We start from the raw sequence: 20,765 nt of genomic DNA on the forward strand, positions 1-20,765 counted from the left end.
GGCCGGCCTGCCGGCCGGGCGCGCACTGGCCGCGCTGGTCGCGGCGGGGCTCGTCGGCACGCTCGGCGAAGTCGGGCTGCTGCATTTTCGCGGTGCGTTCCAGCATCGCGCGATGTTCGCGCCGCTCGTCGTACCGCCGATTGCCGCGCTCGCGACCGCGCAGCTCGCGCTGTCGCGCCGGAGCGCGGACTTGCGGTTCTGCCGCGTGTGGCTGCGCGCGACGGCGGTACTCGGGACCGTCGGCGTCGCGTTCCATGCGCGCGGCGTCGCGCGGCAGATGGGCGGTTGGGGCAATGCGGCGCAGAACGTACTGTCCGGCCCGCCGCTGCCGGCGCCGCCGGGCTTCACCGCACTCGCGATCGCGGGGCTCGCCGCCACCGCACTCGCCGAAGGGGAAGGGCAATGAGCGGTGTGCGTGGCATCACGGCGGTCGCGCTGCCGCGCTATGCGGGTTACGACGTCCTTGCCAAGCGTGACACGCCGTCATGGAACGACGCAACGCGTCGCGCGATCGATGCGCGGCTGCGGGTGGAGGCCGCCGCGCCGCGTCATCTGGATGCCGAACGATTCGCGACGCTCGATGCGCTGTGCGCGCGCATCGTGCCGCAGGAGCCGGGCGATGCCGGCGTGGTCCCGACGGCGGCACTGCTCGACGCGCGACTCGCGGCTGATGAGGGTGACGGCTACCGCGATGCGCGGCTCCCGCCGCTGCGGGATGCGTGGCAGACCGGCCTCGCCGCGCTCGACGCGATGGCGCACCATGCGCACGGCCGCGCATTCGCTTCGCTCGGCGCGAACGACGCCGACGTGCTGCTGCATGCGGTGCAGCACGGCGAAATCGATCGAAGCGTCGCGCCGGTCTGGGGGGGCATGGATCCGCGTACGTTCTTCGCGAAGCGAGTGCTGATGGATATCTGCGGTGCGTACTACAGCCACCCGTTCGCTTGGAACGAGATCGGCTTCGGTGGCCCCGCGAGCCCGCGCGGCTACGTGCGGATGGGATTCAACCGGCGTGACCCCTGGGAAGCTGAAGCACGCGTGGACGAGGGCGACCGCGATGGCCATTGACACATCGCCGTTTCCCGAGACGCCGCGCGGCCGCGATGGCCGCGCGCCCGATCCGTTGCGCGTCGGCGGCTGGTCGCCGATGCGCATGTTCGGCGACCACGACGAAGTCGACTTCGTGATCGTCGGCACCGGCGCGGGCGGCGCCACGCTCGCGTGCAAGCTCGCCGAATACGGGTTCTCGGTCGTCGCGCTCGACGCAGGCGCGTGGTGGCGGCCGCTCGAGGAATTTGCGTCCGACGAGACGCACCAGCACAAGCTGTTCTGGACCGACGAGCGGATCTGTGACGGCGCCGATCCGCTCACGCTCGGCACCAACAACAGCGGCCGTGCGATCGGCGGGAGCACCGTGCATTTCGCGATGGTCTCGCTGCGTTTCCGGCCCGAGTGGTTTCGCTCGCGTACCGCGCTCGGCTACGGCGTCGACTGGCCGCTCGACTGGCGCGAGATGTGGCGCTACTACGGCGAGGTCGAACAGGCGCTGAAGATCAGCGGGCCCGTGCGTTACCCGTGGGGACCGCCCCGCCCGCGCTATCCGTATCGCGCGCATGAACTGAATGCGGCCGCGCTGGTGCTCGCGCGCGGCGCGGACGCTCTCGGCATCGGCTGGACACCGACTCCGCTGGCGACGCTGTCCGCACCGCGCGGTCGCGCGCACCCGTGCGTGTATCGCGGCTTCTGCATTGCCGGCTGCGCGACCAACGCGAAGCAGAGTGCGCTCGTCACGTGGATTCCGCGCGCCGTCGCGGCCGGCGCCGAAGTGCGCGATCTCGCGATGGTGCTGCGGATCGAAGCGCAACGGGATCGCGTGACCGGCGTGCACTACGCCCGCGACGGGCGTATACGTTTCCAGCGCGCGCGCAACGTCGTCGTCGCCGGCTACGCGATCGAGACGCCGCGCTTGCTGCTGCTGTCCGCGACCGGGCGGCATCCGCAGGGGCTCGCGAACAGCTCGGGCCTTGTCGGTCGCTTCATGATGGCGCAGCTCAACCAGGCGTCGTGGGGGACGATGGACGACGAAGTGCGCTGGTACAAGGGGCCGCCGTCGCTGTCGCTGACCGAGCACTGGAACTACGCGGACGACGGCAAGGATTTCTTCGGCGGCTACTGCTGGATGAGCCAGGGGCCGCTGCCGATCGAATGGGCGAGAAAGCTGGCCGCGCGCGGGTTGTGGGGCGACGCGCTGAAGCGCGAGATGGCGCGCTACAACTTCCAGGCCGGGCTGAAGATCGTCGGCGAGACGCTGCCGCGCGCGGACAACCGCGTGACGCTCGCCGACGAGCGCGACGCGTTCGGGCTGCCGGTCGCGCGCGTGACTTATGCATACGACGACAACGACCGGCGGATGATCCGCCACGCGCTTGCGCAGATGGGGCGCGCGCTCGAAGCGGCCGGCGCACGCGACGTCTGGCACGAGGAGGACGATACCTGCCATCTCGCCGGGACCGCGCGGATGGGCAGCGATCCGGTGACGAGCGTCGTCGATGCAGACTGCCGCAGCTGGGACATTCCGAATCTGTGGGTGTGCGACGGCTCGGTGTTTCCGACCGTCGGCGGCGTGAATCCGTCGCTGACGATTCAGGCGATCGCGTGCCGCACCGCCGATCGAATCCGTACGCTGGTCGCGCGCGGCGACGCGCATGCGCGTGCCCGGTGGCGGTGAACCACGCGCCGACGTGCCTGGCGATGCTCGAGCACGACAGGGACGATCGCGTGTGACCCGTTTCAATCCTTTATCGAGGACTTACCCCATGCCAGCATTCCTTTGCTTGTCCGTGCGCCGGTGCGTCGCCGGTGCAGTGCTCGCGGCGTGCGCGTCGGCGCTGCCGGCGGCGGGCCAGTTGCGCCCCGCCGAACCGGCCAGCGTGCCCGATTCATCTACGCAGGCGTACAAGCGCGCCGACCAAAAAATGATGGACGCGATGGAGGCCGCGCGGTACACGGGCGACGCCGACCGCGATTTCGTCGCCCACATGGCACCGCATCATCAGGGCGCGATCGACATGGCGCAGGTCGAGCTGAAATACGGAAACGACCCGACGCTGCGGCAGCTCGCGAGCCGGATCGTCGCGGCGCAACGCGACGAGATCGCGCTGATGGAGCGCTGGCAAAAGATGCACGGCAAGGCGCCGTGAGCGGCCGTGCGGCGCGGGCACGCACGTTGCTCCGCCTTTGGACGGCGCCCGCCTGCGGGCACGGAACCGCGTGCCGTTGCGTGTCGCGGGCCCGCGTGTGCGCCGATCTCGACATTTGTATCCGGGAGGCGCCATGCGTGAATCGAGCGATCCATCCAGTGTCCGGACGGGCCCGGACGGACAGGCTGCGACCGATCCCCGGGCGGTCACGGTCAGGCACCCCGTCACGCGCGCGTTCGAACGTTTCGCGTCGCGCGTGACCGTGTGGGCCGGCTCGCCGGTCGCGTTCGGCAGCGCGGTCGCCGTCACGGCGCTGTGGCTCGTCACCGGCCCGCTCTTCCACTATTCGGATGCATGGCAACTCGTCATCAATACCGGAACGACGATCATCACATTCCTGATGGTGTTCCTGCTGCAGCGCAACCAGAACCGCGACAGTGTCGCGATGCACTTGAAGCTCGACGAACTCGTGGCCGTCACGCACGCGGCGAGCGACCGGCTGATCGGGATCGAGGACGCATCGGAGGAAGAGTTGCGCGCAATGGCGCAGACCTACCTCGACAAAGCGAAGCGGGTAGCCGCCCGGGACGCCGATCCGGATACCGATTGCGACCGCGAACCGGCCGAACCTTCGCCGGAATCATGACCGACGTGGCGCTGCAGGGCTGCGCGCGATCGGGGCGCGACCCGCGGACGATTTTTCAACCGCTTGTCATTTCTGTCCATGCACCCCGGCATGCAGGGCATCCGCGCGATGAACGCATGGCGGCGCGCCGTCTTCCGGCGGGTGCAGGGCGCACAGGGAACGGCACGTGCTGCACGTCGCGACGAAACCCCGGTCGTTCCGGGGGTTGCCTACGGTGCTGCCATGAACGCCAGACCTCCTTCGTACCCGTTGTTGAATCTTGCGGTAGCCGTTGCGTGCGGCGCGGCCGCGATGTACTTCCTCGATCCGGCATCGGGCCGGCGGCGGCGTGCGTACCTGCGCGACAAGGCGGCCTCGGGCCGGCACGGCGTGACCGATTATGCGAATGCGCAGGCGAGGCGGGTGGCCGACCATGCGCGGGGCGCGATCGCAGGCCTGCGTGCGGACTGGCTTGCGGGCGATGCAGGCGACGCCCAGGTAGCCGAGCGCGTGCGTTCGGCACTCGGCCGGCTGGCCGGCCATCCACGCGACGTCGAAGCGATCGTCGAACACGGGCATGTGCGGCTCAGCGGGCAGATCGACGAGGCCGAGCGGCGAACCGTCGTCGACGGTGTGGCCGCGCTGCGTGGCGTGGAGACAGTCGAGGACGCGATGGGCGCGCGCAGCGAGTACAAGGTGCCGCCCGGCCACTCGCGCTGACAGTGGCGTTTGCCGGCGATGCGGTGAGCCGCGCAACGCACGAACTACGAACCCGGCGCATGCGGAGTCGCTCGAGCGGCGGCTGCCGCGCGCCTCACCTGGAGCACAGCCGATGATCGAACGTCCGTCCGGCGACTCGACGCCGCCGCACACGGAGCCCGGTGCGCACGAAGCGCTCGAGCACCTGCTCGGCAGCCTGCACCGGCATGGATTCCTGCATCTGGCGAGCGAGGTCGTCGGCGCGAACGCGCGGCTGGCCGATACGTTCGTCGATGCACTCGACAAGCCGGGCATGCAGAGCGGGATGCAGAATCTCGCGGTGCTGTTGATGGCGCTGTCGCGCATTCCGCCGGAGCAGTTCGGCAAGGCCGTGTTCGCGGCCGCGGATGCGCTGCATCACGTCGGCGCATGGCAGCCGGCGCAGCACGAGCATGTCGCGCCCGGCGTGCGCGGCGCGTACCGGCTGCTGCACGATGAAGCGCTGTGGGCCGCGCTGACGCCGTTGCTCGAAGGCCTGAAGGTGTTCGCGCAAGGGCTGGCGCGCGATCCGGAGGCGCCCGTCACAGCGTCCGGCGGGAAGGCGACTGGTACGTGACGATGCCCCGGCGTTTTTCGGCCGTATCGGCGGCCCGGTGCTTCGTCTGCTGCGCCCGGGCCCGACGTTTGCTGGATGACGTGCGACGCGGCCGGCGCGTGCAATGACGTACGCGGCCGCCGCCAGGAGCGCCATTTGATGCCCGATGCCATTCCGTGTCCGTTGTCCATACCCGAGCGATTCGGCTTCGCGCCGCGTGCACCGATCTCCGGATGGCGTGAGGGCCGGGCGCGCGTGGCGGGGAAATCCGGCGAACCGGCCGGCCGGAACGGTGACGGTCTGGCACCGGCCGCCGTCGCGCGTGCGGGCGACGGCGATCGGCCCGGCGGCAACGGCGACGGCCCGGCACCGCGCCGCGACGACGAACGTTCGACCGATGCCCCGGGTGGCGGCGGAGGCGACGGCCATCCGCACGACGATCGCGGCGGACGCACCGGTGGCGATGGAGACGGCGGCCACGGCGAAGGCGAACGCAAACGCAAACGTCCCGGCAAGAAGCCGCTCCTCGTCTTCGGCGCGATGCTGTGCGTGCTGCTCGTCGCGGGCCTGGTCTGGTGGCTCGCGACGCGCGACCAGGAAAGCACGGACGACGCGTACACCGACGGCAACGCGGTCGCGGTGGCGCCGCACGTGTCCGGTTACGTGACACGGCTCGCGGTCGACGACAACACGTTCGTGCGACGCGGTGACGTGCTCGTCGAGATCGATCCGCGCGACTACCGCGCGCAGGTCGACGCAGCGCAGGCGCAGCTCGGCCTCGCGCAGGCCCGGCTCGATGCGGCGCGCGTGCAGCTCGACATCGCGCACGTGCAGTATCCAGCCCAGTACCGGCAGGCACGTGCGCAGATCGAATCGGCGGAAGCCGCCTATCGACAGGCGCTCGCCGCGCAGGAGCGGCAGCGCGCGGTCGATGCCCGCGCGACGTCGCAGCAGGCGATCGACGCCGCCGACGCGCAACGCACGAGCGCCGATGCGAACGTCGCGATGGCTCAGGCGCAGGCGCGCACCGCGAGCCTCGTGCCGCAGCAGATCCGCCAGGCGGAGACGGCTGTCGAGGAGCAGCGCCAGCAAGTGTTGCAGGCGCGCGCGCAGCTCGATACCGCCGCGTTGAACCTGTCGTACTGCGAATTGCGTGCGCCGTCGGACGGGTGGGTGACACGGCGCAATGTCCAGCTCGGCTCGTTCCTGCAGCCGGGCACGTCGATTTTCCTGCTCGTCGCGCCGCGCGTATGGATCACCGCGAACTTCAAGGAATCGCAGCTGGAACGGATGCGCGTCGGCGATCGCGTCGACGTGTCCGTCGACGCGTACCCCAGCCTCGACCTGCACGGCCACGTCGACAGTATTCAGCTCGGCAGCGGTGCGCGCTTTTCCGCGTTTCCGGCCGAGAACGCCACCGGCAATTTCGTGAAGATCGTGCAGCGCGTACCGGTGAAGATCGTGCTCGACGGTCCGCTGCCGAACCGTCCGCCGCTCGGTCTCGGTCTGTCGGTCGAGCCGACCGTGCATTTGAAATGAACAGCCGCCGCATGTTGCGCCGGCATACGGCGGCCGGCCCCGACCGGAGCGTTCCGATGCCCGACACTCGCATGCCGTTCCCGCTTCGCGGACCCCGCCGATGAACCGGCCGTCCGACCGAAACGGTGAGCCGGGCGACGCATGGCGTCCGGCCGCGAACCCGTGGCTCGTCGCGATCGTCGTCACGCTCGCCGCATTCATGGAAGTGCTCGACACGACGATCGTCAACGTCGCGCTGCCGCATATCGCGGGCACGATGTCGGCGAGCTACGACGAAGCGACCTGGACGCTCACGTCGTACCTCGTCGCGAACGGCATCGTGTTGCCGATCTCGGGTTTCCTTGGACGCCTGCTCGGCCGCAAGCGCTACTTCGTGCTGTGCATCGCCGCTTTCACGGTGTGCTCGTTCCTGTGCGGCGTGGCGACCAATCTCGGCGAACTGATCGTGTTTCGCGTGCTGCAGGGGCTGTTCGGCGGCGGCCTGCAGCCGAACCAGCAGTCGATCATTCTTGACACGTTCCCGCCCGAAGAGCGCAATCGCGCGTTCTCGATCTCGGCGGTCGCGATCGTCGTCGCGCCGGTGCTCGGGCCGACGCTCGGCGGCTGGATCACCGATCACTTTTCGTGGCGCTGGGTGTTCCTGCTCAACGTGCCGATCGGTGCGCTGACCGTGCTGGCGGTGATGCAGCTCGTCGAGGACCCGCCCTGGCGGCGCGGCGCCGAACGCGGGATCTCCGTCGACTACATCGGCATCGGGCTGATCGCGATCGGGCTCGGTTGCCTGCAGGTGATGCTCGATCGCGGCGAGGACGAGGACTGGTTCGGCTCGCCGCTAATCCGGATATTCGCGGTGCTGTCGGCACTGGGTCTCGTCGGCGCGACGCTGTGGCTGTTGCGCGCGAAAAAGCCGGTGGTCGACCTGTCGTGCCTGCGCGATCGCAATTTCGCGCTCGGCTGCGTGACGATCGCGACGTTCGCGGCTGTGCTGTACGGCAGCGCGGTGATCGTGCCGCAGCTCGCGCAGCAACATCTCGGCTATACGGCGACGCTTGCGGGGCTCGTGCTGTCGCCGGGCGCGCTGCTGATCACGCTCGAAATTCCGTTCGTGAGCCGGCTGATGCCGCATGTGCAGACACGCTATCTCGTCGGGTCCGGCTTCGTGCTGCTGTGCGGCGCGCTCGCCTATTCGCGCATGCTGGTGCCCGACATCGACTACCGGCATCTCGTGATGATCCGGTGCGCGCAGTCGCTCGCGATCGGCTTCATGTTCGTGCCGATCACGACGCTCGCGTACCTGACCGTGCCGCGACGGCTCAACGATGATGCGTCCGCGCTGTTCACGATGTTCCGCAACGTCGCGGGTTCGATCGGCATTTCGCTATCGACCGCGCTGATCCGCGAGCGTACCCAGGCGCGGATGGCGCATCTGTCCGGGCACATGTCGCCGCTGTCGCAGAACTTCCAGGCCGCGCTGCAGGACAACGCGCGCGCGATCGGCGAGCTGACCGGCGGACCGCCGTCGGTCGCGCTGCAAACGGCCACGGGGCGGCTGTATGAAACCTTCGTGCTGCAGGCGACGATCCTCGCCTATATCGACGTGTTCGCCTTGCTCGCGGTGTTCTGCGCGTTCAGCATTCCGTTGACGTTCCTGTTCTCGCCGGTGAAAGCGGCGCGCGGTGCGGGAGGGCATTGAGATGCGCATGCGCCGACACGATCGTAGCCGCCGGGAGTGCCTCGCGCGCGGCACGGCGATTGCACTGGTTGCATACGCAACGTTATCGGGTTGTACCGTCGGCCCCGATTACAAGCCGCCGCACGCCGACATGCCTGACACCTGGCATGCGATGCATGCCGATGCGCAGGCGGCCCCGGACACCGCCATGCGGTCGTCGCCCGTGACCGACGTCGATCCTGATCCGCGCTGGTGGCAGGCGTTCGGCGATCCGCTGCTCGACCGGCTCGTCGAGCGCGCGGCACAAGACAATCTCGGCGTGCAGGCTGCCGTGCTGCGTATCGCACAGGCGCGGGCGCAGGTTCGCGCGGCCGCCGCGCAGGGTTTGCCCGACGTGCGCGCGAACGCGAGCTATCAGCGTGAACAGCTCGGCCTGAAAGGCATCGTCGAGGAGCAGGGCATCGACCGCCGCGTCGACCAGCTCGGCGCACCGGGCTCGCCGCTCGACCGGTTCGGGCCGGGTACCGGCGCGAGCGCGCGGCGAGGTGCGCAAGACGCGCTCGATGCCCTCGAGGCGCCGGTCAACCTGTGGCAGGCCGGATTCGACGCATCGTGGGAACTCGACCTGTTCGGGCGCGTGCGCCGCTCGGTCGAATCGGCCGATGCGCAGGCGCGTTCAGCGGTCGCGAGCCGCGACGACGCGCTGCTGTCGCTCGAGGCCGAAGTCGCGCAGACCTATCTGCAACTGCGCGGTGCCGAGGCACAGCGCGCGCTTGCCGACGACCTGCAACGTACGCAGCACGACCTGCTCGATCTCACGCGCGAGCGGGCAGCGCACGGGCTGGCGAGCGATCTCGACGTGCGCAGTGCCGACGCGCGGCTCGCACAGATTCGCGCGCAGCTGCCGCAATTCGACCAGCAGATCGTGCTGCTGCGCAATGGTCTCGCGTACCTCGTCGGCGGTGCGCCTGGCGCGCTCGACGACTGGCTGGCCGCTCCGAGGGCGTTGCCGGGCGTGCCGCCGACCGTGCCGGTCGGCCTGCCGTCGACGCTGGCGCGGCGACGCCCCGATATTCGCCGCGCGGAGGCCGACCTGCATGCGGCCACCGCCGATGTCGGCGTCGCGGTCGCGCAGTTCTATCCGGACATCTCGTTGACCGGGCAGGTGGGCCTGCGCGCGTCGCACGTGCGTGAACTTGCTCACTGGTCGCATCTGTTTTATGCGTTCGGGCCTGCCGTGTCGCTGCCGGTATTTTCCGGTGGTGCGCTCGTGTCGAACCTGCGGCTGTCGCAAGCGCGCGAGGCCGAAGCGGCCCTGGCTTACCGGCAAGCCGTGCTGGTTGCGCTGCGCGACGTCGACAACGCGCTGGCCGTGTATCGCACCGACCAGGCGCGCGCGGCCGCGCTCGACGATGCGGCGAAGGCCGAACAGGGCGCGCTCGAACTGGCACGCGACCGTTACCGCAAGGGATTGTCGCCGTTCCTCGACGTGCTCGACGCCGAGCGACAGTGGTCGGAGGGGCGCCAGCAGGCGGAGCAGGGCGCATTGCAGACCACGACCGATCTCGTCGCGTTGTACAAGGCGCTGGGTGGAGGATGGCCGGCCAGCACGGCCGCGGCTTTGGGCAGGGACACGGCGTCAGAGCGATAGCGGCAAGCGCGCGGCGTTACCGTGCCTGTCGGCCGGATGACCGTCGGAGCGGATGGTCCTGACGAGTCGTTCGTCAGACGCGGTCACCATGATGTCGGTACCGCGTCGTCGCAGAAGCGACGCGGATGCTACGGTGCAGAATTTCGCCGAAATGTGGCGAAATCTGAATCCGGGTATGACACGCAGCTATCGGGAAGTCGCCGCTGCCGGGCGGAACGCGCGAAGCGGGCGGCATCCAGCGCGCGCGTGCGGCCGAAGCGCTTCGACGCGATGTCCGGCAGCGGCGCTGCTGAGCGGGGGCCGTCGAACATGCTTCCGGCGAAACCGTTTGCGGAATTCCACCGTCTCGAACGCCGCCTGTACGAGTCGATTTCCCCGCCAGACAAGGTTACTCGACATTTCATTACAAAATATTACCGATGTCGCCGCGTATCGTTCCCTACAATTTCGCTTCCTGATGCGCGCGCATGATGCGCCGCGATTTCGTCCGTCATGCGGACGGTGACAGGCAACTGACGGGAAGGCGACATGATGCCGTGGCAAGTCGTGCAGAGTCTCGAAGCGCTCACGAACGCGATCGAAGCCGCGGTGGCGCGGGCCGACTGGGCCGAGGCCGTCCGCGCCGCCGAGACGCGTTCGCGGTTCGTGCTTGCGCTGGCGCCCGATCAGCCGGACGAGGTCGTGTCGGCGCTCGGGAGAATGCAGGAGACCGATGTCCGGATCTCCATCGTCGCACGCGAAACGTTGCAGGCGCTCGTCGCCGAGGGCTGGGCGGCGTTGCACGAAACGCGGGCGGCGACGCATGCGTTGAAGGCCGGGCAGCGCGTGCTCGATGCGGACGCTGCGGCATCGCGATGTGCGTCCCGCGCCGACACGCGATTCGCGCTCCGTCATTGAGCGCGATGCAGATATCCGCTTTCTTGGGTGGCAGGATGAGATTCAGAAAACGTACCGCCTACGTCGATGCCACACGATGGTTCGTCGATGGCGACCATGACCGGGTGGCGCGGCGCCACGACACGTGGGCAGTCGCGACGCCGGAAGGCTGGCGTCCGGTGAAGCCGGGCGACTGGATTCTGCTCGACGAAAGCGGGAACTGCTGGCCGATGGACAACGGCCTCTTCCTGCGCTTTTACGAACCGGCCGTGGACTGACGTGACCGACGGACCACGCTCGCCTAACGGCGCATGCGCGAAAACAGCAACGAATCGGCGTCGTTGAAGCGGATACGCTGCGGCTCGCCATAACCCGCTTTCTCCGCGACGCGAATCGACGCAACGTTGGTCGGCTTGATCACGCATACGCTGCGCTCGAACCGCTGCTGCCCGTCGAGCCACGCAAGCGCGGCCGCGAGCGCCTCGGTCGCGTAGCCCTTGCCGTGCGCCCACGTCGCGAGGGCCCAGCCGGCTTCCGGCACGCCGCGAATCGACGGCTCGATGAGCCGGTGGAAATCGGCGAAGCCGAGGTCGCCGACATAGCGGCCCGACGCCTTCTCGCGAATCGCCCAGTAGCCATAACCCAGCAGCGGCCACAGCCCGCGATACGCGAGCATGCGCATCCACGAGTCGCGCGGCGCGGACGGCTCGCCGTTGAAGATGTGCTCGACGACCTTGGGCTCGGCCCACATCGTGGCGAGCGCATCGAAGTCGCCGAGCGGATGGCCTTCGAGGATGAGGCGCGGCGTGTCGAGAACGGGCGGGGAAGAGACAGGCGGCATCGTGGTTTCCGGAAAGAAGGGGGCGCATGGGACGGCCGGGCCGTCGGCACGTCGATGCCGCGCTGGTCGGGGCCCGTTCACGCGCTCGCCGGCAGGTCGGGCGGCGGTGTTGGTCGGTGAGCGGCGGCGTGTGATCGGCGGTACGCGAGCGCGGCACGCTGCGAGCGGGCAGGTCCATTTCGGCAAGACAGGGCGCGGGAATGATAGCAAAACCCTTGTCGCGGCGGGCGTCGCATCCGGCGGCCTCCGCCGGCCGCGAGTGACGCCGGTGCATCGACGGCGTCGAACCGGAAACGTGCGCGATTGCAGCGGCAGACCGCGCGATAATCGGACTTTCATGCGGCGCACGCCGCACTTCCGATGTGCGTTCACCCCTCGACATGACACTCGAATCCGACTGGCTGAGCCGCTTCATGGCGCTCGTCACGGTCACCGGGAAGCTCGAAATCCGCTGCGCGTTCGGCGCGCCGTGGGCGGTCACGTATGAACGATCGCCTGCGTGCGAGATTCCGTATCACGTGGTGCTGCGCGGCCGCGCGATCCTCGAGAATCCCGACGACGGCTCCGTGCGCGAACTCGGCGGCGGCGATCTCGTGCTGTTGCCGCACGGTTCCCCGCATGTGCTCCACGACGGCAGCGGGTTGCCGCCGGTGCCGGCGGTCAAGCGGCCCGGCGGTCACGTCTTCATCGGCGAGAACGCGGGCACCGGCGAGCGGCTGGACATGCTGTGCGGGCGTTTCGTGGTCGCGCCGCCGCACGACCGGCTGATCCGGCGCCACCTGCCGGCCGATCTCGTCGTGCGCGCGGTGGCGGACAGTCGCACGGCGGACGCGCTGGCCGCCACCGCGCGGCTGACCGCCCTCGTGGAACTGATGCGCGCGGAATCGCTCGAGCAGCAACTCGGCGGTCTCGCGATCCTCGACGCGCTGTCGGCGGCGCTGTTCGCGCTCGCGCTGCGCGCGATCAGCGAATCGGGGCAGGCGCCGACCGGCCTGCTGGCGCTGGCCGGCCAGCCGCGCCTCGCGCCCGCGATCGTCGCGATGCTCGACGATCCGGCAAGGCCGTGGACGCTGCCCGATCTGGCCGCGCTGTGCAGCATGTCGCGCGCGACCTTCATGCGTCATTTCCAGTCGAAACTCGGGCACTCGGCCGCCGATCTGCTGACGGATATCCGGATGAGCCTCGCCGCGAATGCGCTGCGCCGGCCGTCGGCCAGCGCGGAGGCCGTGTCGGCCGACGTCGGTTATCAGTCGGTGGCTGCGTTTCGCCGCGTGTTCACCCGCTGGGCGGGGATGACGCCAGGTGAATGGCGGCGCCAGTCGTTCGGTGGTCCGCGCGATGCGGCGGCATCGGACGACGGCGTGGCCGGCGATGCGGAGTAAACGCGAAGGAGGCGGCGCCTGCTGCGGTTCGATGCAATCGCAGGCGGATCAGCCAGATGTCGGCGCACGGTTCGATGCCGGGCCCATCGCTACGATTGTCCGGCCCGACGAACCACTCGACGAACAGCGCGGCACCTCGGATATTCCGATCCCCCAGGCCGCGCCGTGGCCGTCATCCAGGCGTCACGCCCGCCGCGGCAATGGAGCCGGCGACGGGCGCGATCGAAACGGCAGCGGCAGCGCATGCCGTCCCGATGTTCTTGCAGCCGCGCGACTTACTTCACAGGCGGGAAATCGACGACCGTGTCGTTGATGCGGTTGAACGTGTTGGTGAAGATCGTCAGCGCGATCGCGAGCGAGATTTCCGCGAGTTGCATGTCCGTGTAGCCGGCTTCGCGGATCGCGGCGAATTCGTCGTCGGTGATCGTGCCGCTCGTCCGTTGCAGGTTCAGCACGAAACGGATCAGTGCGTCGCGCTTCGCGTCGCCGGTGTTCGGCTCGCGCGAACGGATCGCGCGCAGTGCGTCGGCCGACAGGCCGCTCATCTTGCCGAGCAGGTTGTGCGCGGCGACGCAGTAGTCACACCCGGTATCGGCGCTGACGAGCAGCTTGATCGTTTCGAGATCCTGCCGGGTCAGCGTGCCGCCGGCGAGCACGCCTTCGGCGTCGAGCACGGCCGCGAGCGCGTTCGGCGCGAGATGGCCGACGGCGGCGAACAGGTTGGGGACTGTGCCGCCGGCGACCTTGCGGACTTGTGCGTACACGTCGGCGGTTGCGCCGGTGGCGGTTTCGATGGCGGGGATGGCGATGCGGCTCATGACTGGCTCCTTGATCGGAAAGTTGACGCCCGTTCGTTCGGGGTGACTCCACTTTAGAAGCGCAGGGCGATCCTCATAAGGCGCAAAATTGCCATTGTGATGCTCAAAAGGATCAAGTCGATTCGCCGCCGCCGGCGGTCTACTTCCGGCTTTTCAGGAAGGTCCGCCCTTCGGCCGTGATCGACGCGCCGGAGCGGCCGTGTGCGGAATGGCTGACGAAGCCCGCGCTGACGAGTTCCCGCGCGATCGACCAGCCGAGCGCGGGCGCATCGCGCCCGTAGCGGACGTCGGCGAGGCGCTCGAGCGCCCAGATGGCGGAGGCCGACAGGTTCGGGGTGTTGGACGTGAAGTTGTCGCTCATCGCTTCCTCGTGAAAAGGGGATTCGGGGTGGGCGGGATGCCGTGACGCCGGGTAGTGCGCGAATCAGCGCGCTTGCAGCACGGGCAGCAGCGCTTGCAGCGCCGCCTCCTCGTCGGGGCCGGTGGCCAGCACTTGCGCGGACGTGCCGCCGTGCACCTGCAGCGCTGCGACGGCGGCGCTGTCCTTTGCGTTGCTGCTGATCCCGTTCGCGATCAGCAGGATGTCGCTGTCGAAGCCGCGCGCCGCGTCGACGGCTGCTTTTCGTGCGGCGCCGCCGCGGTTGCGGTTCCACGCGGGGCCGATTTCAACGTACACGACGGTTGCCACGATGTCGGAAAGCCTCAGAACGGGGAATCGGTGTGCGGTGCCGGGCCGGCGCTGCGCCTGGCGCGCGTGAAACACGCTTTCCCGCGGAACCCGGAGAAGCCGGCGGCGAGGCCGGGGGGTGTGCATCCTGCGTGGATGTGCCGGCATTCTCGGGGAAACAGGTTGCAAATCCGGCGAACGGCACGAAAACGCCGATTATAATACAGCGATCAAGATATGTGAATTGCATTATAATGCCGTGTGCGCCGACGGCGGTCCGCCGATCCGTCGGCGCGTGCCGTCAGGCCGGCCGGGCGACGCTGCCAGCGCGCCCGGCATTTTTATCGACGACCCAACTCATTCCGAATGGAAGCTGCAATGAACGCCGCCCCCGCCTGCCCGCAATGCGCGATGGAAAACACTTACCCGGACGGCACGCTGACCGTATGCGCGGACTGCGGCCATGAATGGTCGGCCGGTGCCGGCGCCGAAACCGGTGACGAGCCGGCCGGCGACGTCGTCAAGGACGCGAACGGCAACGTGCTGTCGGATGGCGATTCGGTCGTGCTGATCAAGGACTTGCGCGTGAAGGGCTCGTCGATCACGCTGAAGATGGGTACCAAGGTCAAGAGCATCCGGCTCGTCGGCGGCGATCACGAGGTCGACTGCAAGACCGACATGGGCGGCTTCATGCTGAAGGCCTGCTACCTGAAGAAGGTCTGAGTGCACCCGCGCCAATCGACTGCTTGATCGACTTCCCCCCATGGCCGAGGAACGATTTTCCTACGATGCGTTCGTCAGGTTCCTGGCGACGCCGCTGAACGACGGCCGGCCTTTCGTGCTGGAGACGCAGCACGCGCTTTCGCTCCATTTCGACCATTTCGGCACGCAGAGCTTCATGTCGCTCCGGGATCCGGGCCGGCTCGAGCTCGGCTATACACGCGTGATGATGGGCTTTCTGCTGCTGCAGCCGGAGCCCGCGCACATCTGCATGCTCGGGCTCGGCGGCGGTTCGCTGGCGAAGTACTGCTACCGGCACCTGCCCGGTGCGGCGATCGACGCGGTCGAGATCAACCCGGACGTGATCGCGCTGCGGGACGTATTCAGGATTCCTGCCGATGACGGCCGGTTCAAGGTGGTGTGCGCCGACGCCGCGGATCACCTGGAAAGGGCGGAGGTCCGGACGGACGTGATCCTGCACGACGCGTTCGTTGCGGACGGCATGCGTGGCCGGTGCACGGGTGCCGCATTCCTCGCTGCGTGCCGGGCTCGCCTGAGTGATACCGGCGTACTGGCGATCAACTTCATGGACGACGATCCGGCGTTGCCGCAACATCTCGAGCAACTGCGAGCGGTGTTCGGTGCGTCGTATACGCTGGTGCCGTGCGGCGACGACAACAACTACATCGCGTTTGCGTGGAAGGGCGGCCAGCGGCTGCCGTCACTCCGCATCCTGCTCGAGCGCGCACTTGCGTGCGCACAGGCCGGCGAGCTCAAGCTGGGAGCCACGGCGAGACGCATGAAGGCCGGGGAGTGCATCGAGCCGCAGCGGCTGGTGCAGCGTACGCAGCCTCCGGGGCGGTGGGAGATCGGCGCGTAATCGGTGTTGAGCGGCATTAAGCGGCATTAATGCGCCGCCGCGTGCGTGGCCGGTGCGGCCGAGCTTCGCTTACTTCACGCGCTTGCCGAGCGCGCTCTTGGTCTTGTACGTCACGCCGTGACGGTCGAGATACTCGCGGATCAGTTGCCGCACGACTTGCGAAGGCGTGAGATCCTGCTCTGCGCAGAGCATCTCGAATGCTTCCTTCTTCGCGGGATCGATCAGGACGGTCAGGCGGGCGGTTTTTGTTTCCATTGCGGGCGAGGGTGGTCGGTATGTTAATCAAATTATAATCGATGAGCCTTCGGCGCTACTACCGGGCACGCGGGGAAGCGTGGGGAAACGCGGCCGGGTGCGCACTCAGCGCTTGCTGCGGACCAGCGCGAGCAGGTCGTCGATCACCGGTACGATCGCCAGCGTGACGAGCACCGCGGCGAGCGGCACGGTCGATACGTAGCCGACATGCTTGAAGCCGATTGCGCCGGCCAGGCCGCCGATGAAGAACGACGAAAGCATCGTTGCGTGAATCCGCAGCTTCGAGCGGTTGGCGATCACCGCATGCGCGTCGACGTCGATCGCCGACCGGTTCCAGTAGAACAGCTTCCCGAGTTCGATGCCGAGGTCGGTCACGATGCCGGTCATGTGTGTGGTGCGGATCTCCGCGCCCGACAGCTTCGTGATCGTCGCGTTCTGAAGCCCCATGATGAAGCACAGCAGCGTCACGGTCACCGGCACGAAGAAGGTTTCCCACAGCGCGAGATGGCTGCCGAGCAGCCCGAACAGAAGCAGCAGCGCGGCCTCGACCAGCAGCGGCAGCATGAACTGGCTGTGCAGGCCGCGACGGCGGCCCCAGTTGACGAGGATCGCCGAGCAGCTGGCGCCGATCAGGAACGACCCCAGCGAGCTGATACCGGCCAGCGCGAGCCGAACGTCGCCGAGCGCTGTCTGGTCGGCGATCGCCGATACGATGCCGCTCATGTGCGACGTGTATTGCTTGACCGCGAGGAAGCCGCCGGCATTGGCCGCGCCGGCGACGAACGCCAGCGAAAACCCGAGCTGACGGTTTGCGGTCGCGCTGCGGTGTTTTCCCGTCAGGTTTCGAAAGTACTGCGCTGGCATGGTGGCTTCGCTCAATCGCCGCGGATCGCGGGCACGGACATGAAAACCGGCGCCGGGTGGCAGGGCGGGAACGCCGCATGCGTACGGGTGCCGGGTCTCTTGAATCATGTGATGGACATGATAATGTCATTATCATACTCTGTCAGCCGTATGGGGCTGACAGTACAATGTCGTGCTGCGCGGGCCGGCCGCGTCTTCGCTGCCGCATTGCCGTGCCGCCCGCATTCGCGATCACTTCTGCCCACCGCTTCATGACCCCGATCAAGTTCATCCTTCGCTACACTGCGATCCCGTTCACGGCCATCGTGGCCGTGGTGATCTGGACAGTCATACCATCGTCGAAAGAGATCGATGCGAGACAATATGCGGCGCTGTCGCGTGCGTACGCGAGTTTCCCGCTGCCGTTCCGGCGCGAGATCTCGGAAACGATGGACCACGGCCGGATCAACGACCGGCGCTACCAGACGCTCGTGCGCGATTCGCTGGGCAACGGCGTCGCGCTGGACTGGCCGGCGTCGGGCGTCAGCGCGCTCGCCGACGAGCGGCAAAAACTGGCCGAACTGATTCAGGCCGATTCAGATCTTCAAGGGCATCACCAATGAAAACTCTGCTGGTTTCCGTGGCATTCGCGATGATCATCGCGAGCCTGATCTTCGCGCTGTATTTCATGAATCACGATCGCGGCAAGTCCAAGCGGATGGCATGGTCGCTCGCGGCACGCGTCGGGTTGTCGGTCACGCTGTTCCTGTCGCTGCTGATCGCTTACAAGCTGGGCTGGATCGAGCCGACGGGGTTGCCGATCGGCCGGTGAACGACGGGCGCCCCGTTGCAGGCGGGGCGTTCGCGGAAATTCGCGTTTTTTCGAGGCGAGTGGCGGCGCGATTGCGTACGCGACGTCATGGGCGGAGGGATGGCCGGGCCGTTCAATCCGGCTGAAGGCAAAGGGACGGCGGCGCAACTGCGGCTCGAGCTTCGGGCATCGTGGATGCGTTACCGCCTGGGATGCTTCATTTCCTCGGCTTCCATCGCGGCGACTCGTTCTTCACTTGCGGATACGGGCTCCATGGCTTCGTCGATCGAGGCCAATGCATATTCGCAGGCCAGTTTCACTTCTTCGACGGTAGCCTCTGGCGTCTCGTCGTCGCCTGGCGGAGGGGAAAGCATGTCTCCGAGCATCATCGCCAACTCAGGGGTGTCCCACGCTTCGCCCTTTCGCGCCTTCTTCTTTATATAGTGCCGGATTTCCGCGTCCTGCTCGGGCGAGAGTGGAAGGTGTCGAAACGTGTTGCCTGGGTTGGCGTCGATCATGATGGTGCTCCCGGGATTGCTCCCTGCAATGCGCGTGCACCCGGAAAAAGAGGGGGCGAAGAAGGAGTCGGGTCTTACTTTCGGGAGCGTGCATCGTGAATGCGTTCGAGGCGGGCCAGGAGTTCGTCCACCTGGAGCGAGAGAACCTTGTTGCGCCCGGATTGCGTGCGAAGCTTGTTGAGCTTGACTCTCCAGTACGCTGGATCGTTGACGGTCGATCTGTTGATGAACGCGTGTTGCGCTTGCTCAAGCAGCCCGATCGATCGTCTGATATGGGCCAACTCGTGTGCCGCGTCGCAGTACCCGCTCATGTTTTTCGCCTTCTGATTATGATTTTCACCCTGACTTGCTGCACGGCGAGCGCACGTGCGCTCACGCCTAAGGCGATGCTGGAGTCAATGTCGGGCAGCACCACGGCTGCACGGCGTGACGGGCGTACTGATCATCCTTCTTGCGGCTGCGAGGCGGCCGGCTTGCGGCCTGCGTCGTCCGGCCACTGCAATTCGTGCCGGAGGGCGAGAGGGCGACGCAAGCGGCCCTCTGGCCGGCACGGCGTGCACGATGTTCCTAGAACATTTTGCGGGGCGGCATCAGGCGTTTCGTACGCAAGCGCTGCCTGGCAACGGCACTGGCCTTTTTCCGCTTGCGCTCCGTCGTGGGCTTTTCGTAGCTGGTACGACTGCGCAACTCCCGAATCAACCCGGTCTTCTCGATACTGCGCCGGAATCGTCGCAGCGCGACATCGATTGGTTCGTTGATCTTCAGTGTGATGGTTGTCATGTAACTCCTGGTTGAAAACGGTCGACAGGAAATCTAGCCGAGTCGTGTCATGACGGTGCTTGCGATCTCGTCGGATTCGAATTCCGAATACCCGGCTCCGATTGAAAACGCACGCACGGCCGCGAACATCTGCAGCTCCTGTTGATGACATAGCGCGGAATGGGTCATTCCAGCGGGCAGGACAGCGTCGCTCCGCGTGACCTTGCACCCTCTGATCAGGTCAAGAAGTTCGTCGACGATCATTTCGTCCTCCAAATTGCTGGAAAGTTGCTTTGCCATCGTGAGTCGCGTCAGACGGCGCTCGAAAAGAAGCCCTGCTTTTCGCGATTTTCGTCGATGACACTCTCGGCATAGCGCAATGACGCACGCCGTGCGTCACCGGCGGTATCGAACGGACTGTCGTCGAGAAGCCTGAACGTCTGGCTCTGCGTCAGCGTATCGGTGGTGCCGCGAAGACAAATCTTGACCGCTGCGTCGAAGCCGGCATCGTAGTTATGCGGGTTGCCATCCAACGCAGGCACGTGCGGGTAAATCAGTGGATAGATCTCGAATCCACGGTAAATATGCATGCTCATCATGAACTCCTGGCGATCGATTGCGGCGACTCGCAAGGACGAGCGTATTCAGCCAGCATCGCCTGATGCTTGGCGCGGCGGGTCGGTGTGAAAGGGACAAACGTTGCGAGCGAGGCGGTACGCGACGCAACACGGTGGCGGGTGGAGGGCGAGCGGGCAAACAGCAAACGGGCGCTCGAATGAAACCATCATACGCGCATCGTCGAGCGGGTGTCCATCTTATTTCGACCGCGACAAGGCAACTGCCTCGACAACCAGTCGACGCTGACCATTCATGCCTCGTACGGAAAACGAAACTTTTCCCCATTTAGCGGCATGGGGCAGGGGGATATGCACCTGATGTTGCTTGCCGAAATTGTGACAGCCGTCGAATCGACAGGGGGCCCGCGTCTGGACGTCAATGCGAAGGCAGTGTCAGTCGCCAGCCGACGCACGCCGTTCCGTGATGCGGGCGGTAAGCTCGCGCGATCATTCGATTGGCGTTCGGCGAAACGGGATTCGGCACATCGCGCGCATGCCACTGCAGGCGGGCGTAGACAAAAATGGGGTTGTCACCGTTTGCGAAGCAATGATGTCAATTCGCCAGTCGTCGGTCGACAGGTGCGGAACCCCGGTGAATTCACGCGATTACGCGCCACGCACTGAAGTTGCCACCGGGGGGGGGGAGGCTATGCAAAGGCTTCTGCCAACTTTCGACAGGGTCGTCACGACGGGGACGCTCGTGGTCGCGCGTTGTGTCGATTGTGAGTTTTATCTGGTAAAAATGCTATTGTGATAAGAATACTTATCCCGACGATGTTGATCGGAATGAATCTTAT

The 20,765-nt window shown here is 67.0% G+C and carries 27 protein-coding genes and 1 pseudogene; 17 read left to right on the forward strand and 11 right to left on the reverse strand.

What is annotated here, in order from left to right; all coding sequences use genetic code 11:
- From L810_RS09595 to L810_RS09650, 12 genes and pseudogenes are all read left to right on the forward strand, one after another.
- Positions 1-406, forward strand: a pseudogene (locus L810_RS09595) (hypothetical protein); the annotation flags it as partial.
- A complete protein-coding gene (locus L810_RS09600; protein ID WP_021158190.1) occupies positions 403-1,068 on the forward strand; it encodes a gluconate 2-dehydrogenase subunit 3 family protein in 666 nt (221 codons plus the stop codon). The pseudogene L810_RS09595 and the gene L810_RS09600, both read left to right, overlap by 4 nt.
- Complete coding sequence (locus tag L810_RS09605; protein WP_021158191.1) at positions 1,058-2,728, forward strand: GMC family oxidoreductase; 1,671 nt, start codon at positions 1,058-1,060, stop codon at positions 2,726-2,728. The genes L810_RS09600 and L810_RS09605 overlap by 11 nt, the downstream gene beginning before the upstream one ends.
- An 88-nt stretch (positions 2,729-2,816) precedes the next feature.
- Positions 2,817-3,200, forward strand: a complete 384-nt coding sequence (copM, locus tag L810_RS09610) for a CopM family metallochaperone (RefSeq protein ID WP_021158192.1) — start codon at positions 2,817-2,819, stop codon at positions 3,198-3,200.
- Positions 3,201-3,333: 133 nt separating this feature from the next.
- A complete protein-coding gene (locus L810_RS09615) occupies positions 3,334-3,846 on the forward strand; it encodes a low affinity iron permease family protein (protein ID WP_021158193.1) in 513 nt (170 codons plus the stop codon).
- A gap of 222 nt (positions 3,847-4,068) precedes the next feature.
- The gene (locus L810_RS09620) at positions 4,069-4,545 is read left to right on the forward strand and encodes a BON domain-containing protein (RefSeq protein ID WP_042973945.1); all 477 of its coding nucleotides are present in this window, start codon (positions 4,069-4,071) and stop codon (positions 4,543-4,545) included.
- A 112-nt stretch (positions 4,546-4,657) separates the two neighbouring features.
- Positions 4,658-5,140: a DUF1641 domain-containing protein gene (locus L810_RS09625; protein WP_021158195.1), complete on the forward strand. Its 483-nt coding sequence runs from the start codon at positions 4,658-4,660 to the stop codon at positions 5,138-5,140.
- A 138-nt stretch (positions 5,141-5,278) separates the two neighbouring features.
- The gene (locus tag L810_RS09630; protein ID WP_021158196.1) at positions 5,279-6,658 is read left to right on the forward strand and encodes an HlyD family secretion protein; all 1,380 of its coding nucleotides are present in this window, start codon (positions 5,279-5,281) and stop codon (positions 6,656-6,658) included.
- Between the two features lie 100 nt (positions 6,659-6,758).
- Positions 6,759-8,351, forward strand: coding sequence for a DHA2 family efflux MFS transporter permease subunit (locus tag L810_RS09635; RefSeq protein WP_021158197.1), 1,593 nt, complete (start codon positions 6,759-6,761; stop codon positions 8,349-8,351).
- 1 nt (position 8,352) lies between these two features.
- Positions 8,353-9,981, forward strand: a complete 1,629-nt coding sequence (locus tag L810_RS09640; protein ID WP_155836153.1) for an efflux transporter outer membrane subunit — start codon at positions 8,353-8,355, stop codon at positions 9,979-9,981.
- A gap of 528 nt (positions 9,982-10,509) precedes the next feature.
- Positions 10,510-10,878: a hypothetical protein gene (locus tag L810_RS09645; protein WP_051392206.1), complete on the forward strand. Its 369-nt coding sequence runs from the start codon at positions 10,510-10,512 to the stop codon at positions 10,876-10,878.
- Positions 10,879-10,913: 35 nt separating this feature from the next.
- Positions 10,914-11,135, forward strand: coding sequence for a hypothetical protein (locus L810_RS09650; RefSeq protein ID WP_021158201.1), 222 nt, complete (start codon positions 10,914-10,916; stop codon positions 11,133-11,135).
- A gap of 23 nt (positions 11,136-11,158) precedes the next feature.
- On the opposite strand, the gene L810_RS09655 is transcribed toward L810_RS09650, so the two are convergent.
- Positions 11,159-11,698 (reverse strand): GNAT family N-acetyltransferase, encoded by a 540-nt coding sequence (locus tag L810_RS09655; RefSeq protein WP_021158202.1) that lies wholly within the window; start codon positions 11,696-11,698, stop codon positions 11,159-11,161.
- Positions 11,699-12,078: 380 nt separating this feature from the next.
- Between L810_RS09655 and L810_RS09660 the strand changes: the two genes are divergently transcribed.
- Complete coding sequence (locus tag L810_RS09660; protein WP_021158203.1) at positions 12,079-13,080, forward strand: AraC family transcriptional regulator; 1,002 nt, start codon at positions 12,079-12,081, stop codon at positions 13,078-13,080.
- 275 nt (positions 13,081-13,355) lie between these two features.
- Here L810_RS09660 and L810_RS09665 read toward each other — a convergent pair whose 3' ends face one another.
- The 3 genes from L810_RS09665 to L810_RS09675 form a co-directional block, all read right to left on the reverse strand.
- Positions 13,356-13,898: a carboxymuconolactone decarboxylase family protein gene (locus L810_RS09665; protein ID WP_021158204.1), complete on the reverse strand. Its 543-nt coding sequence runs from the start codon at positions 13,896-13,898 to the stop codon at positions 13,356-13,358.
- A 139-nt stretch (positions 13,899-14,037) separates the two neighbouring features.
- On the reverse strand, positions 14,038-14,259 hold the full coding sequence (locus L810_RS09670; protein ID WP_021158205.1) for a hypothetical protein: 222 nt from the start codon (positions 14,257-14,259) through the stop codon (positions 14,038-14,040).
- Between the two features lie 63 nt (positions 14,260-14,322).
- On the reverse strand, positions 14,323-14,586 hold the full coding sequence (locus L810_RS09675) for an HPr family phosphocarrier protein (protein WP_042973918.1): 264 nt from the start codon (positions 14,584-14,586) through the stop codon (positions 14,323-14,325).
- Positions 14,587-14,943: 357 nt separating this feature from the next.
- On the opposite strand from L810_RS09675, the gene L810_RS09680 reads away from it, so the two are divergent.
- Together L810_RS09680 and L810_RS09685 are read left to right on the forward strand one after the other, a co-directional pair.
- Positions 14,944-15,288, forward strand: coding sequence for a zinc ribbon domain-containing protein YjdM (locus L810_RS09680; RefSeq protein ID WP_021158207.1), 345 nt, complete (start codon positions 14,944-14,946; stop codon positions 15,286-15,288).
- A 40-nt stretch (positions 15,289-15,328) separates the two neighbouring features.
- Positions 15,329-16,165 (forward strand): spermidine synthase-like protein, encoded by an 837-nt coding sequence (locus L810_RS09685; RefSeq protein WP_021158208.1) that lies wholly within the window; start codon positions 15,329-15,331, stop codon positions 16,163-16,165.
- Positions 16,166-16,234: 69 nt separating this feature from the next.
- Here L810_RS09685 and L810_RS09690 read toward each other — a convergent pair whose 3' ends face one another.
- A complete protein-coding gene (locus L810_RS09690; RefSeq protein WP_021158209.1) occupies positions 16,235-16,420 on the reverse strand; it encodes a ribbon-helix-helix protein, CopG family in 186 nt (61 codons plus the stop codon).
- Positions 16,421-16,525: 105 nt separating this feature from the next.
- Positions 16,526-17,284, reverse strand: coding sequence for a YoaK family protein (locus L810_RS09695; protein WP_021158210.1), 759 nt, complete (start codon positions 17,282-17,284; stop codon positions 16,526-16,528).
- 251 nt (positions 17,285-17,535) lie between these two features.
- On the opposite strand from L810_RS09695, the gene L810_RS09700 reads away from it, so the two are divergent.
- Together L810_RS09700 and L810_RS09705 are read left to right on the forward strand one after the other, a co-directional pair.
- Complete coding sequence (locus L810_RS09700; RefSeq protein WP_042973920.1) at positions 17,536-17,886, forward strand: hypothetical protein; 351 nt, start codon at positions 17,536-17,538, stop codon at positions 17,884-17,886.
- Positions 17,883-18,095, forward strand: a complete 213-nt coding sequence (locus tag L810_RS09705) for a twin transmembrane helix small protein (protein WP_006489184.1) — start codon at positions 17,883-17,885, stop codon at positions 18,093-18,095. Before L810_RS09700 ends, L810_RS09705 begins: the two co-directional genes overlap by 4 nt.
- Before the next feature lie 179 nt (positions 18,096-18,274).
- On the opposite strand, the gene L810_RS09710 is transcribed toward L810_RS09705, so the two are convergent.
- The 5 genes from L810_RS09710 to L810_RS09730 all read right to left on the reverse strand — a co-directional run bounded on the left by L810_RS09710 (position 18,275) and on the right by L810_RS09730 (position 19,947).
- The gene (locus L810_RS09710) at positions 18,275-18,592 is read right to left on the reverse strand and encodes a hypothetical protein (protein WP_021158212.1); all 318 of its coding nucleotides are present in this window, start codon (positions 18,590-18,592) and stop codon (positions 18,275-18,277) included.
- Positions 18,593-18,666: 74 nt separating this feature from the next.
- Positions 18,667-18,903: a hypothetical protein gene (locus L810_RS09715; RefSeq protein ID WP_021158213.1), complete on the reverse strand. Its 237-nt coding sequence runs from the start codon at positions 18,901-18,903 to the stop codon at positions 18,667-18,669.
- Positions 18,904-19,159: 256 nt separating this feature from the next.
- Positions 19,160-19,372, reverse strand: coding sequence for a 30S ribosomal protein S21 (gene rpsU, locus L810_RS09720; RefSeq protein ID WP_021158214.1), 213 nt, complete (start codon positions 19,370-19,372; stop codon positions 19,160-19,162).
- Positions 19,373-19,405: 33 nt separating this feature from the next.
- Positions 19,406-19,615 carry a hypothetical protein gene (locus L810_RS09725; protein WP_042973949.1) on the reverse strand — a complete coding sequence of 70 codons (210 nt, stop codon included), beginning with the start codon at positions 19,613-19,615 and terminating at the stop codon, positions 19,406-19,408.
- 47 nt (positions 19,616-19,662) lie between these two features.
- Positions 19,663-19,947, reverse strand: coding sequence for a hypothetical protein (locus L810_RS09730; protein WP_027792578.1), 285 nt, complete (start codon positions 19,945-19,947; stop codon positions 19,663-19,665).
- Positions 19,948-20,765 lie beyond the last annotated feature (818 nt).

Origin of the sequence: Burkholderia sp. AU4i (assembly GCF_000466765.1) — a bacterium.
Classification (GTDB): domain Bacteria; phylum Pseudomonadota; class Gammaproteobacteria; order Burkholderiales; family Burkholderiaceae; genus Burkholderia; species Burkholderia cepacia.